Here is a 13,809-nt window from a genome sequence, read left to right as displayed (position 1 = left end):
GCTGGCCGGTTTTGTCTCAGGAAGCAGCCTGGGGAGATCAGCAATGACGGAAATTCACCAAACCGAACGACGCAGCCGCACCTTGCGTGGCCGCCCCTATAGTCTTCACGAATTCGCCACCAAATACGGTCTCAAGAACGAGCAGGCCGAAAGCCTCTTTACTCGCTTCGGCCCGTCTTCCGTCGAACTGGACCTGCTGATGGCAGCCAAGCGCCGTCCGCCTGTCCTGCCTGATCGTATTCACGAGTAGGACGCGATCGTGAGCGGCAAGGACAAGATCCACAAAGACGCCGAAGGACAGTTCACGCGCTCGGACCGGGGCCGCCGCAACAGCGGCGTCTCCAGCGCCAAGCCGCGCGACATCACCCATTCCGATGATGCCACCATCCACCGCACGCCACCCGGCCAGAAGTCCAACAAGGACTGGAACATCAAGCACGATGAGGCCAACAGCGAACGGTCACGCTCTGAATAACCGTACCTCCCTCCGCCCCCTTGGAGCGAAATTTCACAGAATATGTCGGGAACACATGCCAGGTGAAATCGTTCTTCTGGTGAGCATGGCAAAACGCCATGTGGCCCCCTTCGAAATGCCGGCATTGCCGGCTCCTTCTGCAAGATCAGCTTGAGGTACCGCCTTTGGCGGGAGTCTAATCGTGTGGAATCGATTGCGGGGAAGAAGATCGGCGCAAGAAGGACGGAACGATGAGCAACACCTCCCGGCATGAGTGGATATGCAAGCGAGCCTACGCGATCTGGGAAATGGAAGGCAGGCCGCAAGGCCGCGATGCCGAACATTGGCTCCAGGCAACAGCCGAACGCGAACGGCTGGAACGTACGCGTGCCTCGACGGATGGCAATGAAGTCCTCGTCAAATTCCCGAAAACGCCCAAAGCACCCAAGCCGGCAGATAGCGCCACCTCACGCCAGAGGCTGTCGCGCACCGGCTAATCCAGAGCGATCCTGAAACGAGCGGAGAAATCGCCTTCCCACCACATCGGGAAGTTGGTTCCCCACTTATTGTTGTGCAGGTTGAAGCGGATTCCATCATCGAAATCCGGCAAGCCTTTGCAAAAGGACATGAAATCCCAGCTCTGTGGCGCAACCAGCGGCGTATCCAGGGGCTTGATGACGAGCGCTCCGGCATCCCCTGATACGCCGCTGACAGCGTTGACCGCCTGAAGCTGCGCGCCGCCAGACCTGGCGAAATTACCGGATCGGTGCCACAGCCCCATCTTCCTGAAGACCCAGTCCTTTGCGCCATCAGGCGTGAACGACAGGAAACTTGCCTCCGGCATGCGATTGGCCGGCTTGTCGCGCAGTGAGAGCCGCAGTTGCAGAGCACCGTCATCAGCCGAAAACTCCACGGCGAGCTGGCGTGGCGCCCCAAACCGCCCGACGGCCTCGGCCGGCATGGACAACAGAACCCCACCCTCGCCCGCACTTTCCAGGCTCGGCACAAAGACCTTCGAAAGCGCAGCACCCGAACAGCCAAGCCCGGGCTTGTCGTGATCGAGCACTGCCCATTCCTGCCGATGTGTCAGATAGCTGTCCATATGCCTGGCAACGTCGGCAGCATCGTAGCTCTCATAGCGATAGGCGATCAGCGAGCCGTTGTGACCGGCAATCCGCCGCCCCCGCGGTGATGTGAGCGCCATGACATCGCCCGTCACCTCATCAAGCTCGATCGACCAGCCGCCGGCACTTAGGCGGATCTCGCGGCTCGTACTGCCGACGAGCGCCGGCGCGAAGAGTTCTGCGAGCACGGCCTGCGCCCGCTGCTGGTCATCGGCATCGAGTTCGGCGACGGCCTGATCGATATAGCCGCGCTGCTCATCCCATGACGCCTCGGTATAGGCGAAACGGTAATCCGTTTTGCGCGCGGCGTTGAAATCGGCTTTTGCCCAGGCCTTGTCGTCGCGCAGATAGGATTTGATATCCACTCCGCACGTATGCTCCGCCACCATGGCAAGCCCGCGGCCGAAGGCCAGCCTGCGTCGATTGAGCCCCTCGCCCGCAAAGCGATCATAGAGCCGCTGCAGGGCCAGAAATTTCGCCGTCTTCAAGGGATCGGTTGCGCTCCCATGGATCCAGCTATCGCCCAACTCCAGCTCCAGCACCGGGAAACGCTCGCGCTTTTCCCAGAGGATCGCGCCATAATCCTCCAGCGTCGCCGCGCGGATCACCGCGTCAGGCTCGAGGCGGCGCATATCGCGATAGGCTTCCGCCGTCTGCGGCACGCTCTGGGGGCCGATATTGTCCTGCGTATGCGCAAAGCTCAGTCCGTCGTCGAAACCTTCGGGGAAATAGGTCTCGCCGTACGAGCGCTGATACATGACGACGACTTCGGCACCATCAGGCGCGCGCCAGCGAAAGATGTCAGGCACGTCTGGCGGCGGTGAAGCCGTGTTGACGCCGAGATGCAGGAAGCGGATGCCGGCCTCGGTAAGCAACGGCACCATGCCGAGTGTGTGGCCGGGAACGTCGGTCATCTTCGCCGCAATCGTCTGCTCGCCGAAACGGCGGTCGAGCTCCTGCGAATAAGAAAGGCCCGCGCGGAACAGGTCGGGCGACATCAGCTCGGTATGCGTGGTGAAAGGCAGCCCGTGCCAGCGGATGAGGCCGCGTTCGATCGCCTGTTCCAGTGCTGCGACCTCGGCAGGCGAGCGCGAATTCAGATGATCCCAGATCAGCCAGGCACCTGTTGTCCAGATGAACTTCGGCTCCTCAGGGTTTTCGGCGTAGAAATGTGCCGCGGTCTCGATCGCCTGCGGAATGAAGCGCTCGTGATATTGACGGCGAACCTTCTCGGCATGGTCGGTGAAACCGATATCGAGATGGGTCTTGAAGACCAGATGCACGCGCTTTTCTGTCATCTGCATTCCGCTAGATCAGTCCTGCCGTCGTCAAGCAGCTCTCATGAGACGCAACGCAAATGGTTTTGCGTTCGACACGCAATCCCGATGCCCTCCCAATATGGCACAATGGCATTTTGTGTAATCGTTTCCACAAAGACATTTGCGCTTTGTGGTAACGATCCGTCAAGCATATTTGCTTGAGCACCCCAGAATATGCTGGATATTTCATCGAGCTGGACTTTGCCCACCTTGCTTCCGGCAGGCAACGCAAATTAAGTGGCTACAAAATGTGAAAACGTGTTCATACGCCATTAACCTGACTGACCAGGGCGTTGAACTCGCGATACACCTGTCATCTTGCTGCCTTACACGACATAGCCCGGACCTCTTGCCAATGGCCTCCATGATCGAAATCACCGTCCATGTCCCGCGTTCCGATCAGGCGCACGAATTCCTTCTCCCGCGCGATTGCGCTGCGAGATTCCAAAACGGCCTTATCCGGGCGGGCCGATTTCTGGCAGTTGCGCGGCGTCAAAACGGCGCCGCGACCTGTCCGGCAAGCACTCGCCGATCCTGTCAAGAAATGCGTGACTGATGTAGCGATAAAGGAGCGATTATTTCTCTTCGCAGAGCGTCCGGTGAACCTCTGTCCAGAACAAGGCGAGCAACGTATCGCCGTTGCGTTCGGCGACGAGCGCGCGGATTAGCGCCTCGGAGCCAGCCATGTCCTGCCAGCTCGATCTCAGCCCTTTGGCTGCCTGATGGCACTCGGCGATATCGAACGTTCTCTTGCTGTCCATCTGGAGCCTCCCCGAAAAAGGCGCTAACAGACGGATCTGGAAAAGTCATTCCCCGCATATGTGGGGATGCCTTGTATTTTTGACATTCCTCGCGGTAGGATTGAACGGTTTGAGACAGGCGGCACGATGACGGAAAATAGTTATTCCCAAAAGTTCGAAACCGTTTTCGAACAGATCAAGGCTGCAATCAATGTCGATGCTTCCATCCGCATTTTCCAGGCGGAGTACGCCGTTGACTATGTCACCTATCACCTCGCCCAGACTATTGCGGCAAAGATCGACGCCCCTTTCGTGCGCACCACCTATCCGGATGCCTGGGTGTCGCGCTATCTGCTCAACAGCTATGTGAAGGTCGATCCGATCGTCAAGCAGGGCTTCGAGCGCCAGCTGCCCTTCGACTGGAGCGAGGTGGAGCCGACACCGGAAGCCTATGCCATGCTCGTCGACGCGCAGAAGCACGGGATCGGCGGCAACGGCTATTCGATCCCCGTTGCCGACAAGGCACAGCGCCGCGCGCTGCTTTCGATCAACGCCCGCATTCCGCTCGATGATTGGACCGCCATGGTCAAGCTCTATCGCAATGAGTGGATCGAGATCGCCCATGTCATCCATCGGAAGGCCATCTACGAGCTTCACGGCGAGAACGACCCGGTACCAACGCTTTCCCCGCGCGAAATCGAATGCCTGCATTGGACGGCACTCGGCAAGGACTACAAGGACATCGCCGTCATCCTCGGCATTTCCGAGCATACGACTCGCGACTACCTGAAAACCGCCCGCTTCAAGCTCGGCTGCGCCACGATTTCCGCGGCCGCCTCGCGGGCCGTGCAGCTGCGCATCATCAACCCCTAGGCTTTTCCCAACCAGATTGAAGCATTCTGTTAGCTGAAACGGGCCGGCCGATCAGGCAGCCCGTTTCAGCCAATGGAACGATTCAAGCTGACCAGAAAGAGCCTCAAACGACCCCCCCATATGCGGGGGCTCATCTGTAGGCACCCATATGAGGGAATTTCCGATACCGCCGTCCTGAACCATTCTGCCCTCACGAACCCAACACGCTGGAGGGAAAAATGTTCGTTATCATTCAGGCACATGAGTATCAGAAATACGCTTTCATACTCGACCAGATGTTCCGCCTGCGCAAGAAAGTCTTTGCGGACACCCTTGGCTGGAACGTTCCGGTAATCGGCCCCTTCGAGCGCGACAGCTATGACTCGCTCTGCCCGGCCTATCTCGTCTGGTGCGACGAAACCCGCACCCGCCTTTATGGCGGCATGCGCTTGATGCCGACGACCGGACCGACCCTCCTCTACGACGTCTTCCGCGCAACCTTCCCGCAGGCAGCCAATCTCGTCGCCCCCGGCATCTGGGAAGGCACCCGCATGTGTATCGACGAGGAAGCAATCGCCGACGATTTTCCCGATGTCGACGCCGGCCGCGCCTTCTCCATGCTGCTGCTGGCGCTCTGCGAATGCGCCCTCGATCACGGCATCCACACCATGATCTCCAACTACGAACCCCATCTGAAACGCGTCTACAAGCGCGCCGGCGCCGAGGTCGATGAACTCGGTCGCGCCGACGGCTACGGCAAATATCCGGTCTGCTGCGGCGCCTTCGAAGTTTCCGAACGCGTGCTGGACAGGATGCGTGCATCCCTCGGCATCGATACCCCCCTCTACACCCGCTACGTCCCGACGCGTTCCGTCGTGACGCAATTCCTGGAGATGGCAGCATGAACCGCTTGAGTGAAACCACCGTACAAAAAGATATCGGTGCGTTGGAACGACATATCCTCGCATCCCGCGATATCGCCACGCAGATGGGAGACCCTTTCCTCTCCTATCTCCTCTCGATGGCCCTCTTCACGATCTATGAGAAGAAGGCGCATCAGGAAAACGACCTGCTGAAAAGCAGCTACAATTAACGGCTCCCCCGGGGGCCAGCGGCCGGGCTTGAAGCAGACCTCCCCCTTCAGGCTCGGCTGCGCCTCTCGATCTCAGGCGCCTTGTCAGAACATTCGGCTCCCCGGCCGGTTTTACGATGATCGAAAAACCAGGGGAGATCGCCATGACGGACCGGAATGAGGACCGTGTGCGCAAGCACGCCTACGCAATCTGGGAAGTGCAAGGCAGGTCGGATGGTGAAGATTTGCGCCATTTGAGCGATGCCGGAGCCGAACTGCCTGGCGAACCGACAAAGGCCAACGAACAGCCTCGCAAGCAGATCGAAGAAACCGAAGCCGCGACCAGGGCAACGGGCGCCCCCTCCCGCCGCCGTCGATGGCGAGCCCCGATTGATCGCTCGGGCCTGAGTTACCGCGTCATGGAAGCGATCGCCGAGATCAAGGCTTCGTGCTGATAGGGTTTCGGCAGGAAAGCCGTGTTGGCCGGCAGCGACATGGGATCGAGCCGCACCAGGCCCGAGGTGATGATGATGCCGATATTCGGCCGCATTGCCCTCACCCGCTTGGCGAGCTGTATGCCGTCCATCGAACCGGCCATGTTGACGTCGGTGAAGAGGACATCGACATCGTCGCGGGTCTTCAGAAGCACCATTGCCTCATCCGCGCTCCCAGCCTCGAGCGCCACGTGCCCCACCTCTTCAAGCACATCCAGAATATTGAACCTGATCAGCGGCTCATCTTCGACGATGAGCACCACGGCACCCTGGGAAGCCACCATTCTGCGATCGCCCTCTTCAGATCTAGCCTGACAGGAGTAAATGTAGCCCGCGTGCGAAGGTTCCAGAGGGCAAACCGGAAATATGCATCGTCCACAGATGCTTGCGCTCATGGCTTGTGACTGTCCCGGATTTGCGTTAAGCGGACAAAAGCCGCGGGTGCCATTGCCCCGGCTGACCGCACCCTAGGTGCCGGGCCTGTAGCTCAATGGTTAGAGCCGGCGGCTCATAACCGCTTGGTTGGGGGTTCGAGTCCCTCCGGGCCCACCATTTATTTCAATGACTTAGCCGGATTTTTCATTGCTCAGCTAAGCTCTTTGGCTACAATCTTCCAACGTAGTTGTAGCCGGACGCGGAAAACCGGAATTTTGACACCAGGTTCCGGAATTTTTGGATTTGCAAGTCGATGGTTTGAATACCCTTCAAACAGCACTTGAAGGAACACGCTTCAAATGAGAGTTTCTATACTCTCCTCCGCAAGAGCGCTCTCTCGACAGCCTTCCTGAAGACCTTTGGCGGTTGCGAGCCGGATATTGATCTGAACATACCTTTCAGTCTGGCTCGCCAACCATAGCCACGGCTTCCGAAGGAGAAACCCAAATAAGCTTTCGTTTCCCAACTTCCTTGAAGGTGCCGATTACGTTTTCAGCTTCGAGGAGGAACACGCTCACGAGAAAGGGCGGCTTACTCACGTCCTTAAGATAGGTGTAGTAGCCTAAGGCTTTCTTCGACACGCGCCCCTTGATGCCAGCTTCCTCCAACGCCTCACGTTGAGCGCATTTATGCAACGGCTCGTTCTTCTCGATATTTCCTTTCGGAATGACCCATCTGCCGGTGTCTTTACTGCTAATCAGCAGGACCTCGATCTCACCGGAATCAACAACCTGCCAGCATAAAGCCCCGCGTTGGTCGACTTTCTGACCTCGCAGGATCTCGGCCGTTTTGGGTACGAGTTCAGAAAGGTACGACTCTTGCGCCATCCACTCTCCTCTCAAGCCAATGATCGATAACGATAGCCTTTCGATACAGTCGACTCCGGGATCGCAACCTTAGGCCTTGCCATCTGGCGCAAGATCAAGAACCAATCAACTCAAATCATATTGTTTCGCAAAAGGAAGAAGCGGAATGCTGGTGATATTCGACTGTGACGGCGTGCTGATCGATTCAGAGGCTATATTTTGTGCGGTCGACGCTGAGGCGCTTACCAAGCTGGGCCACCCGACAGCTGCGTCGACGATCGCCGAGCGGTTTGCAGGAATCCCCCATCGGACTGCTTGGCAGACGCTCGCCGGCGAGCACCGTTTGAACCTGCCGGATTGCTGGCTTGACGATCTTTTACGTGAATGCGACCGCCGATTTATAACAGAGTTGAAAGCGATAGCCGGCGCGGCGGACGCGATAACAAAGATCAAGAACCACGGGCACGAGGTATGTGTGGCGTCATCAACAGATCTGACGCCGTTAGCCGACAATCTTGATCGCACCGGGATGCTGGGGCATGTCACTCCTAATGTCTTCTCTGTCAGCCAGGTTAAGCGCTCGAAACCTGCGCCTGATGTATTTCTGTTCGCAGCATCCCAGATGGGGTTCGATCCGACAGATTGCATCGTTGTTGAGGATTCCGTCGCGGGTGTGACAGCGGCAAGGCGCGCGGGGATGAGGTCCGTCGGCTTCATCGGGGGCGGGCATGCGTATGATACCCTACAGATGCGCCTCTTAGATGCGGGGGCAGCCTGCATTTGCTCTTCTATGGCAGAAATTAGCGACCTCATCGGGCTTATTGAGATCGCATCATGCGCAAACGCGAAGCCGGAGAATTCTTTGGGCAGGGTACTCTCATAAAGGAAAACTTGTTTATCGCAGTGCGTTGCGCTGACTCGCTGCGTCATCAGCGCTATCCTATCCACCAGTCACGAACTGGAGGAAGATGGAAATATTGATGGGGAAGCTTGATTGAGTGAAGATCGATTGCAACTTTGGTTCGCCCTGTTCTTCGTGGGCGGCTTTTGCGCCTATAGCTGGTATTGGTGGATCAGATCGATCATTTTCTACCGTCGAAATGGCTTCGATTTTACGAAAGATTTCGGGCCAGAATTATATCAATCGGACCGTGGCGGTGAGGACGATTGCGTGTTGGAGAAGCCAAGAGACAAATTACTGATCGCCTGGCCTCTTTGGGTCGTGGTGACCTCTGTCACGTTACTCTTCATCATCTTGGGTCTGCTGGGAGTTTTCGAGCCTAACTCGTCCTGAAGCCAACGCTGAGGTCGAGGCCCCGACGAAGGTCGACAAGACTTCACCGACTTTGACGGCGAATGCATGGTCGGCCGCATCCAGCTCGCCACCATTACCTCCAACCGGGAGTGGGACGTCGCGATGGAACGGCGGCTTTGAACCTTGGGTTCGCCAAACCGGCCCACGGATAGAGTGTCGAGGTAGTCCCAGCCGGCCCAGTCGTTCAGCTCGACGGGGACTTCGATTTCAAGCCAGTCGCCGGCCACAAGCCCGAGCGTCGCCAGGCCGAGGTTTGCCGGCAGGCTGTAGGTCACGGTTCGGTGAGTGACGCACCCATAGCTTATGCGGGCGTCCTGTGACCATCTTCCCCTTTTAGAGCCTCTCACCTGTCAGGGCCTGCCGATAGCATCGCTATTTATTGCCGCCCCCTCATATTCATGATAGCTTAACTACACTTTCGCGCTTGTAAGCCAGGGATGGCAAGACGGGGGTGCGCGATGAATGTCTTTTGGATCAGCTTCATCTGTTTCGGCCTTGGGATTTCCGCAGCGTCCGCGGGCCCACTGCATGATGCGGCGCGCGAGGGCAATGTCGAGCGTGTCAAGCAGCTTGCCGATCAGGGAGCAAACCTCGCTGAACTGGATGATACGGGCGAACCGGCGCTGCTGATTGCCGCCCTATCCGGCAAGGCCGATGTCGTCACTCTTCTTCTTGATCGCGGTTGCGACATCGAAATCCGCAACAAGGGCGGGCTAACGGCGCTACATGCGGCGGCCTATGGCGGCCATCTCGATATCGTGGAGCTGCTGGTGGCGAAAGGCGCCTCCGTCAATGATCACAAGAACTTCTACAGCATGACGCCGCTGCATGCGGCAGCCGAGGAAGGCCATGCCGATGTCATCGCTTTCCTGCTCGCGCAGAAGGCCGATATCGAGCCGAAGGAAAGAAACGGCTACACGCCGGTGACCCAGGCCGGATGGCGATCGCACTGGGATTCCGTCACTCTTTTGTTGAAAGCGGGCGCCGCCTGTCAGGGAGCGGACCTTACGGGTCAGTGGCTCTATGACGAATGCACGAAGCGAAAATGAGCGTGCGCGCCTGAAAACGGGAGCATTGAAATGTCTCACTGGAATGGATTTGTGAAGGCCGCAGCTATAGGTGGACTTGCCGTCCTGCTGCTGGCAAACGAAGCCGCAGCAGAAGACTTCGTCAATACGGGCTATTTCGGGGATGTGGCGATCAAGGGCTATGACCCGGTCGCCTATTTCACTGATGATAAAGCCGTGGAAGGGTCGCCGCAATATTCCCATCACTGGCTGGGCGCGACCTGGTATTTCGCCAGCGCCGAGCATCGTGACATGTTCGTCAAGGATCCTGGCAAATATGCCCCGCAATATGGCGGCTACTGCGCCGATGGCGTATCCTTCGGAACGGTCACCACCAATATCGATCCGAATGCCTGGCGGATCATCGAAGGCAAGCTCTATATCAGCTATGATCCGGGTGCGGCCGACGGACTGGTAAAGAACCCGACGAAGGTGGTCGACTCCCAGAAGCACTGGTCGGAAGTGCAGAACATCCTGATATCGGAGAAGGCGCAGAAAGACTGGCAGCATCCGTCTGCCCAGTAGGTGACCAATCACCGGTCAGCGTCGATCGAAAAGAATTTCAGCGCCTGCGGCGTGACATGCACATATGTCGCGCCGGGCTCTTCGGGAGTGCGATTGCGATAGACATTGCCGCAGACCATCCTGTCGAGGAAATAGCCCGCGAATTTCTCGCAGAGCCAGTCTCCCCTGATCTCGACGGTGCCGGTGATATTCGTGTTGGCGCTGCGGTAGGCGGTATTGCCGGCCTTGTCGAAGAACTGGACGAATTGCGTGCCGTTGCGGTGTTTGCCGGCCCAGGTCTTGTCGCTGATGAGATCGCGCAACTGCTCGCCGGTGACCTGATCAGCCTTCTCACCCTGAAATCCAAAAGGCCATTCAGGAATTCCCGCTTTCTGCAGCCTGCTCAAATGCAGGTTCAGATCCTCCTTGCGCCAGTAGTCGTAGAGATAGCTGTAATAGGTCAGATTGCTTTCGGGAAAGAGCGCCAGCAGCTTCGTCTTTTCCTGCAGGCTGCGTTTCTTGTCGCCGTCCTCGATATAGGCCGCAGTCAGGAATTCGCGCGCAGCCTCCGCATTGGGAAGCGCGTCACGGGCCGCCTCCATCAGCGAAATCGACCGGTCGTCATCACCGATGATGTAGAAGACGATACCCGCCAGCAATTGGAAGCCGGGTGATGGCGAAGGATCGAAGCGCAGCGCCTTTTCCATTTCGGTAGTCGCCTGGTCATGATTGCCTATATGAGCGAGCACGAGGGCCAGATTGCCATTGGCTTCAGCGTCGCTCGGCTGCGCCTGCACGGCACGGTTCGCCGATATCAGCGCCTCCGTCTGGCGACCATCGACCAGTTGCAGGAGGGCAAGGACCGTATGCGCCCGCGCATTGTTCGGATCGATCTTCAATGCCTGCCCTGCCGCGTCATAGGCGATTTTGCGGGCCACGGCCGCCGACCAGAGGATATTGTAGTCGTTGCGCCAGACATCGACGGCGATGCGCGCAATCCCCGCATGCGCATCGGCAAAGTTCGGATCGAGGTCAATCGCCTTCTGGTAATAGGAAAGCGCCTCTCGGTAGGTTCCCACGTCTCCATAGGTGAGGCCCGCCTGCTCGGCGCGCATGTAATAATCATAGGCCTCTAGGTTCTCCGTCGGGATCTGCGCCAGTTGCGTGCGCTCGCCCTCGCTGAGCCTGATGGCAAGTGCTGCGATGATCTTGCTGATGACATCATCCTGGACTGCGAAGAGGTCGGCATATTCGCGGTCGTAGCGCTCGGCCCAGAGGGAAAGACCGCTCAGCGCATCGATCAGTTTGACATTGATGCGCAATCGTGAGCCCGCGCGCTGCAGCGTCCCTTCAAGGACGTAATGGACGCCGAGCTCAGCCGCCACATCCTGTATCTTGCCGCCATCATCGCGCACCGCAAAGACGGAGTGGCGCGCGATAACGAAGAGGCCGGAGACTTTCGACAGTTCCGTAATCAGATCATCGGTCAGGCCTTCTGCAAGATGATCGTGCTCCACGTCGCCGCTGACATTGATGAACGGCAACACGGCAACGGAGGGCTTGTCCGGCAAAGGATAGGCAAAGCGCTGGGTCAACGACGGGTTTTCGAGCAGCGCCCATGGCTGCCACCACAGCGCCGCTCCTGCCAGAATGAGCAGGACGGCAGCAGCAGCCATTGCCGCGATGCGCCGACGGCTGAGATACTTTCGCAGATTACTGAACTTCTTTGCTGCCGCCGGATCGAACACGACGCGGTAGACACGCACGGGTTCAGCGATGCTTTTGACCCTCTGCTCGCCGAGTGAAACGAAACCGACGTCGAGCTTCGATTTCACCTGGTCGTAGGCTGGCCCGGAGATCGCGATCCCGCCGGGCTCCGCGAGCACCTGCATACGGTCGGCGAGATTGACGCCATCGCCGTGAATATCGTTCCCCTCAACGATGATGTCACCGAGATTGATGCCGATGCGGAAATCCAGGCGAAAATCGGCCGGAATCTCCGCATTGTGCTTCGCCTTCAGCTTCTGCACGTCCACTGCGCAGCGCATGGCTTCGACCACACTGTGAAATTCGACCAGCAGCCCGTCGCCCATGGTTTTGACCAGCCGCCCGCTATGCTCGGCTATCAGGGGCTCGACAACCTCGCTCATATCTGCCTGGAAACGCAGACGCGTCCCCTCCTCATCGACCTGGCTTAAACGGCCATAGCCCACGACATCGGCAATCAGCACGGCTGCAAGGCGGCGTTCCATGTCAGTCTCTTCCCCCGAAAGGACGACAGCCGCATCTTACAGCACCGCTATGACCGATACCATCGCGGCCATTGATCGGCCTCGGACGCCTTAGGCTGACCGCGATCCCTTCCATGTCATATCACTGTCATATTCTGCATAGGTGGCATGCCAAAATGCTCATTGCCGCGCCACGTTGCGCAAATTATATGCTGCCAGCTAACAAAAATAAGAAAAAGCGAGCTTGCTATGCACTTGATTTTCAAACGCCGCAAAAGCGGCCTTATCCGACGGATCGTTAATAGCTTCGATTCTGCCCAGCAGCGCTATCGTGATGCGCGCGAGGCAAGGAAGACCGCTGTCCATCCTTCGTTTCTGGACGATTTCGGTATCTGACAACGCGGGCGCTCCAGCCTAGGAGCGCTCGGAACCCCCTTTTGGGCTGGGTTCCTTCGCCCTCTCAGGCAGCCTTCTGATCCCGAGATACCATGCCGGTATCCTGCCTGATCTCTCCCTTCTTCAACATGATCCCGCAGACAAACGCGACGGCGGAGAACACGAAGAAGAACGATTCGCCGATTGCCAGCCGGTTGTTGGAGTTGGACAGGATCGTTCCAAGGAAGAACAGCGTCACCATGCTATAGGCGAGTAGCGCGCTGAGGCTGATCAGCTTGGCTCTCCACGCAGCTAAAACGCGGCTGTACATGCCCGTTGCCAATATGGCGAAAACGATAATGCCGAACAGCCCGTGACGAACAAGCATCTCGAAATAGCCGTTATGGAGCAGCGTATAGGGCACGCTGGCATAGGTGGTCGAGTTCCAGAGCGTCAGCCAGTGGTTACCGGCACCAAAGAGAGGCGCCTGGGCAATCACTTCCGAAGCATTCGCCCAGAGCTGCAGCCGTTCACTCATCGATTCCGGCGTATCTTTTGACGCGATCGCAGCAGCGACAGCATTCCATGCGCCGTGAGCAGAGATTTCGGTCTCGATCCGTGCGGTTGCCTCATAGGTCGGGCCGGCAAACCTCCAGATATCATCGCCGCCGACAAAAAGCGCTGCTGCGATGAGAGCGGCGACAACAGCCCCTACCAAGGCGGCCCGGCGTCTATTTGCGTAAAGCAGCAGCGAGGCCAGCATGAGCGGCCCGACGAGAACGAGGCTCAGCCAGACGCCTTTCGCCTTGGAGCCATAAATATTGAAAAGGCAGAGTGCGATGATGAGTGTCGCGACGGCAATAACCCAGCTGCCGGAACGGCGCGCGAGCTTGCCGGTTTCCCAGGCGTGCAACAGCCAGTAGAAAGCGCCGATCATCAGGAAGCCGCAGCCAATCGCGCCATGGATCAGGTTGTTATGGAAGAGCGGCGAAATACGTGCGTCGCCTTCCAGGATCAGCCG

The 13,809-nt window shown here is 58.1% G+C and carries 18 protein-coding genes and 1 tRNA gene; 12 read left to right on the top strand and 7 right to left on the bottom strand.

The features are described 5' to 3' along the window. Window positions 1–43: 43 nt before the first annotated feature. The 3 genes from J2X71_RS33380 (at window position 44) to J2X71_RS33370 (ending at window position 951) form a co-directional block, all read left to right on the top strand. The gene (locus J2X71_RS33380) at window positions 44–250 is read left to right on the top strand and encodes a hypothetical protein (protein ID WP_310389210.1); all 207 of its coding nucleotides are present in this window, start codon (window positions 44–46) and stop codon (window positions 248–250) included. A 9-nt stretch (window positions 251–259) separates the two neighbouring features. Further along, the gene (locus tag J2X71_RS33375; RefSeq protein WP_310389208.1) at window positions 260–475 is read left to right on the top strand and encodes a hypothetical protein; all 216 of its coding nucleotides are present in this window, start codon (window positions 260–262) and stop codon (window positions 473–475) included. A 230-nt stretch (window positions 476–705) separates the two neighbouring features. Then, entirely contained in the window at window positions 706–951 is a 246-nt protein-coding gene (locus J2X71_RS33370) for a DUF2934 domain-containing protein (protein ID WP_310389206.1), read from the top strand. Here J2X71_RS33370 and J2X71_RS33365 read toward each other — a convergent pair. Both J2X71_RS33365 and J2X71_RS33360 read right to left on the bottom strand, forming a co-directional pair. Beyond that, entirely contained in the window at window positions 948–2,876 is a 1,929-nt protein-coding gene (locus J2X71_RS33365) for a DUF5054 domain-containing protein (RefSeq protein WP_310389204.1), read from the bottom strand. The two genes, J2X71_RS33370 and J2X71_RS33365, sit on opposite strands and share 4 nt — an antisense overlap. Before the next feature lie 596 nt (window positions 2,877–3,472). Then, window positions 3,473–3,658: a hypothetical protein gene (locus tag J2X71_RS33360; protein ID WP_007824145.1), complete on the bottom strand. Its 186-nt coding sequence runs from the start codon at window positions 3,656–3,658 to the stop codon at window positions 3,473–3,475. 126 nt (window positions 3,659–3,784) lie between these two features. Here J2X71_RS33360 and J2X71_RS33355 point away from each other — a divergent pair, with 126 nt between their 5' ends. The 4 genes from J2X71_RS33355 to J2X71_RS33340 all read left to right on the top strand — a co-directional run bounded on the left by J2X71_RS33355 (window position 3,785) and on the right by J2X71_RS33340 (window position 6,016). Next, the gene (locus J2X71_RS33355) at window positions 3,785–4,510 is read left to right on the top strand and encodes a LuxR family transcriptional regulator (RefSeq protein ID WP_310389200.1); all 726 of its coding nucleotides are present in this window, start codon (window positions 3,785–3,787) and stop codon (window positions 4,508–4,510) included. Window positions 4,511–4,728: 218 nt separating this feature from the next. Next, the gene (locus J2X71_RS33350; RefSeq protein WP_113324525.1) at window positions 4,729–5,394 is read left to right on the top strand and encodes an acyl-homoserine-lactone synthase; all 666 of its coding nucleotides are present in this window, start codon (window positions 4,729–4,731) and stop codon (window positions 5,392–5,394) included. Beyond that, window positions 5,391–5,582, top strand: a complete 192-nt coding sequence (locus J2X71_RS33345; RefSeq protein WP_007824152.1) for a hypothetical protein — start codon at window positions 5,391–5,393, stop codon at window positions 5,580–5,582. The genes J2X71_RS33350 and J2X71_RS33345 overlap by 4 nt, the downstream gene beginning before the upstream one ends. A gap of 143 nt (window positions 5,583–5,725) precedes the next feature. Then, window positions 5,726–6,016 (top strand): DUF2934 domain-containing protein, encoded by a 291-nt coding sequence (locus J2X71_RS33340; RefSeq protein WP_310389196.1) that lies wholly within the window; start codon window positions 5,726–5,728, stop codon window positions 6,014–6,016. Here J2X71_RS33340 and J2X71_RS33335 read toward each other — a convergent pair. Next, window positions 5,971–6,339 (bottom strand): response regulator, encoded by a 369-nt coding sequence (locus J2X71_RS33335; protein WP_113324523.1) that lies wholly within the window; start codon window positions 6,337–6,339, stop codon window positions 5,971–5,973. The two genes, J2X71_RS33340 and J2X71_RS33335, sit on opposite strands and share 46 nt — an antisense overlap. A gap of 192 nt (window positions 6,340–6,531) precedes the next feature. Between J2X71_RS33335 and J2X71_RS33330 the strand changes: the two genes are divergently transcribed. Further along, a tRNA-Ile gene (locus J2X71_RS33330) sits at window positions 6,532–6,607 on the top strand. Window positions 6,608–6,888: 281 nt separating this feature from the next. Here the strand turns inward: J2X71_RS33330 and J2X71_RS33325 are convergent. Further along, window positions 6,889–7,317, bottom strand: coding sequence for an NUDIX hydrolase (locus J2X71_RS33325; protein WP_310389194.1), 429 nt, complete (start codon window positions 7,315–7,317; stop codon window positions 6,889–6,891). 145 nt (window positions 7,318–7,462) lie between these two features. On the opposite strand from J2X71_RS33325, the gene J2X71_RS33320 reads away from it, so the two are divergent. The 4 genes from J2X71_RS33320 (at window position 7,463) to J2X71_RS33305 (ending at window position 10,203) form a co-directional block, all read left to right on the top strand. Next, the gene (locus tag J2X71_RS33320; protein WP_310389192.1) at window positions 7,463–8,179 is read left to right on the top strand and encodes an HAD family phosphatase; all 717 of its coding nucleotides are present in this window, start codon (window positions 7,463–7,465) and stop codon (window positions 8,177–8,179) included. Window positions 8,180–8,290: 111 nt separating this feature from the next. After that, window positions 8,291–8,590 (top strand): hypothetical protein, encoded by a 300-nt coding sequence (locus J2X71_RS33315; protein ID WP_310389190.1) that lies wholly within the window; start codon window positions 8,291–8,293, stop codon window positions 8,588–8,590. A 479-nt stretch (window positions 8,591–9,069) separates the two neighbouring features. Next, complete coding sequence (locus J2X71_RS33310; protein WP_310389188.1) at window positions 9,070–9,660, top strand: ankyrin repeat domain-containing protein; 591 nt, start codon at window positions 9,070–9,072, stop codon at window positions 9,658–9,660. Between the two features lie 30 nt (window positions 9,661–9,690). After that, window positions 9,691–10,203, top strand: coding sequence for a YHS domain-containing (seleno)protein (locus J2X71_RS33305; RefSeq protein WP_310389186.1), 513 nt, complete (start codon window positions 9,691–9,693; stop codon window positions 10,201–10,203). Between the two features lie 8 nt (window positions 10,204–10,211). Here the strand turns inward: J2X71_RS33305 and J2X71_RS33300 are convergent, their stop codons facing one another. The 3 genes from J2X71_RS33300 to J2X71_RS33290 form a co-directional block, all read right to left on the bottom strand. Next, on the bottom strand, window positions 10,212–12,434 hold the full coding sequence (locus J2X71_RS33300) for an adenylate/guanylate cyclase domain-containing protein (RefSeq protein WP_310389184.1): 2,223 nt from the start codon (window positions 12,432–12,434) through the stop codon (window positions 10,212–10,214). A 198-nt stretch (window positions 12,435–12,632) separates the two neighbouring features. Further along, complete coding sequence (locus J2X71_RS33295) at window positions 12,633–12,812, bottom strand: hypothetical protein (RefSeq protein ID WP_310389181.1); 180 nt, start codon at window positions 12,810–12,812, stop codon at window positions 12,633–12,635. A 61-nt stretch (window positions 12,813–12,873) separates the two neighbouring features. After that, window positions 12,874–13,809: O-antigen ligase family protein (locus J2X71_RS33290; RefSeq protein ID WP_310389179.1), on the bottom strand; the 936-nt coding region annotated here is incomplete at its 5' end.

Source organism: Rhizobium sp. 1399 (assembly GCF_031455475.1).
Taxonomy (GTDB): Bacteria; Pseudomonadota; Alphaproteobacteria; order Rhizobiales; family Rhizobiaceae; genus Rhizobium.
This window is presented reverse-complemented; position numbering and strand designations above follow the sequence as displayed.